The sequence below is a fragment of the Thauera sp. 2A1 genome, assembly GCF_009469595.2.
Lineage (GTDB): Bacteria > Pseudomonadota > Gammaproteobacteria > Burkholderiales > Rhodocyclaceae > Thauera.
Genome location: NZ_SSXV01000073.1, coordinates 1 through 2,522, shown reverse-complemented (window position 1 = coordinate 2,522; position 2,522 = coordinate 1). Strand labels below are relative to the sequence as shown.

Genomic DNA, 2,522 nt, shown 5'->3' with positions numbered 1-2,522 from the left:
GTAACCGTCCGAGCAACCCCGCCCCCCGGCGGAGCGGAGGGCTTCAAAGGTCGACGACGTGCCTGAGCAGTCCGAACGACACGCGCCAGCCGAGCTCGTTTTCGCAGTCGACGCTGGCCGTCTTCTGGTTGATGCGCACGATGGTGCCGATGCGCGTCTGCAGGTGGCGGTCCTCGAAGCTGACGCGGTCGCCGACGCGGAAGTCTTCGCGGGTGGGGCGGTGGGCGGGCTTGGCTGTTGACACCTGAGGCGCGGCGCGGCTGTCGGCAGGGAGCTCGATCGCTGCGTAGGGCAGCGTCCAGGTCGCACGGGTGGCGTCGTCCTGCACCGTGACCTGAGTGTCCTTCATCGCCACCACGGTGCCGCTGCGCAGTTGCAGCGCGGCGCCCGGTGCTTTCCCGTCCACGAAGCGCACCCGTTGTCCCAGGTGCAGATGCAGCCGGATCTGCACGATCCGCGACGGATCCGACATCAGGCGCTCGATCACGCGCGACAGGTGGAACAGTTCGAGCGAGCTTGCGCGGTTGAGGGCTTCGAGGGTGGCGGGATCCATCAGGGCGCAGGCTTCCAGTTCATCGGCAGCAGTTCGTCGAGCCGGTCCATACGGTGGCCGGGCAGGCGCGTGAGCACATCCTTCAGGTAGGCGTAGGGCTCAATGCCGTTCAACCGCGCCGTCTCGATCAGCGAGAGTGCCACGGCAGCGGCCCGTCCGCCACGTGGACTTCCGGCAAACAGCCAGTTCTTCCTCGAGATCGCCACCGGGCGCATCGCCCGCTCGGCGGTATTGTTGTCCGGCGCGAGCAGGCCGCTGTCGGCAAACACGGTGAGCGCTGTCCAGTTCGACAGCGCGTAGGCAAACGCACGTCCCAGCGGCGAGCGCGGCTGCAGCGTCGGCTGGTGATGGGTGAGCCAGCGGTGGAACGCGGCCAGCACACGTCGGGTGCGCCCTTGGCGCACACGCAGGCGCACGTCCGGGTCGGCCTCGGCCAGGCGACGCTCGATGCGGTAGATCAGCCCGATGAAGCGCAACGCGTCATCGGCCAGCCCCGGCGGCGCCCCCTTGGGGGCGGCCTTGAGCACATCGAAGAACTTGCGCCGCACATGCGCCCAGCACGCCACATGGGTGACGTCCTCGCGGAAGCTGGCGTGGTAGCCGCTGTAGTCGTCGGCCTGCAGGTAGCCGCGCCACGCGCCCAGGATCCGGCGCGGGTGCGTCCCGGATCGATCGGCCGTGAAGTCGTAGAGTGCGGCCGGGGCCACCTGCTGCCACTGGCCCCCATCGTCCTTCTGCTGCCCGCCGGCCAGATACACCCACATCCGGGCGGTGATCGTCTTGCCCGGGGCCTGAAGGGACAGCGTGGTGTCGTCGGTGAAGATCACCGGGCTCGCGAGTACGTGGCGCTGCAGGGCGGGCATCAACACGGCGAGCAACTCGGTCGCATCGAGCACCCAGTCGCACAGGGTCTGACGCGACAGAGCGACGCCTTGGCGCGCGAAGATCCGCGACTGGCGCGCCAGCGGGCAGTGATCGAGGTACTTCGAGACCATCACGTGGGCGAGCAGCCCGGCACCGGCGTTGCTCCTGGGCAGCGGCGAACCCTGGGCGGTGGCGGTGCGCACGGTACTGCGACCGTCGGCGCTCTCGCAGCGGTACTTCAGGCGCACGTTCTGGATCACCTCCAGGCGGGCGGGAATGTACTCGAGCAACTCCGAGACCTCCTCGCCGATGCGCTCGAGCGCGGCGTAGCCGGCCTTCTCGACATCGGAGAGGTCGTGCTCGACGCGCCGGCGCGGCAGATCCGGGCTGATCGCCGGCCGCCCGCCCTTGCGCCGGGTGTGGGCGCCGACCTCGCGACGCTCCTCACTCGGTACGGGGATCTGTACCGGGTCGGACCACAGTTCTGCCTGGCCGAGGTGGATCACCTCGCTGCGGGGCCCGAACAGGCGCCGCCGCAACTCGACCAGCTGGTGACGCAGGGTGTCCAGTTGCGCGTCAAACTGCGCACGCATCGCCTGCACCTGCTGCCCCAGTTTGAGCACCAGATCCTGCAGCGGAACCACCTCCTTAGGCAGGCTGGCGCGATCGATCGGGACAGGCAGGTTCATGGGGCCAAGCATGCCCGTGCAGGCCGTCTCGGTGAATGCGGTGAATCACCGATTGCCCGTGCGGCCGACATTCACCCCACGACGCTGGCCGCCACCGGCGCCAGGCGGCGCGTTCGCGACAGATCGATGCCATCGAGCCAGGCGAGCAACTCGCTCATCGCCAGGCCCTCAGCCGACAGCCGCGCGGGGTCGGTGAAACGCCCGCGCTCCAGGCGCTTGTAAAGCACCCAGAACCCATGACGGTCCCACACCAGGAGCTTGGCCTTGTCGCGGCGCCGGCCGATGAACACGAACACCTGACCCGAGAGCGGGTTCATGCCCATGCAGCGCGACACGATCTGCGCGAGCCCATCGATCGACTTCCTCATGTCCACCGCCTCGCTATAGACGTGGGCGCGGATCGCCGAGGACAGGAT

The 2,522-nt window shown here is 68.8% G+C and carries 3 protein-coding genes; all 3 read right to left on the bottom strand.

The window, feature by feature from the left end:
- Positions 1–43: 43 nt before the first annotated feature.
- Positions 44–553: a hypothetical protein gene (locus GH664_RS22355; RefSeq protein ID WP_096453071.1), complete on the bottom strand. Its 510-nt coding sequence runs from the start codon at positions 551–553 to the stop codon at positions 44–46.
- A complete protein-coding gene (locus tag GH664_RS22350; RefSeq protein ID WP_194270474.1) occupies positions 553–2,106 on the bottom strand; it encodes an IS66 family transposase in 1,554 nt (517 codons plus the stop codon). The genes GH664_RS22355 and GH664_RS22350 overlap by 1 nt, the downstream gene beginning before the upstream one ends.
- A gap of 71 nt (positions 2,107–2,177) precedes the next feature.
- Positions 2,178–2,522 (bottom strand): IS66 family insertion sequence element accessory protein TnpB (gene tnpB / locus GH664_RS22345; protein ID WP_194270473.1); only part of this gene is annotated, 345 nt, incomplete at its 5' end.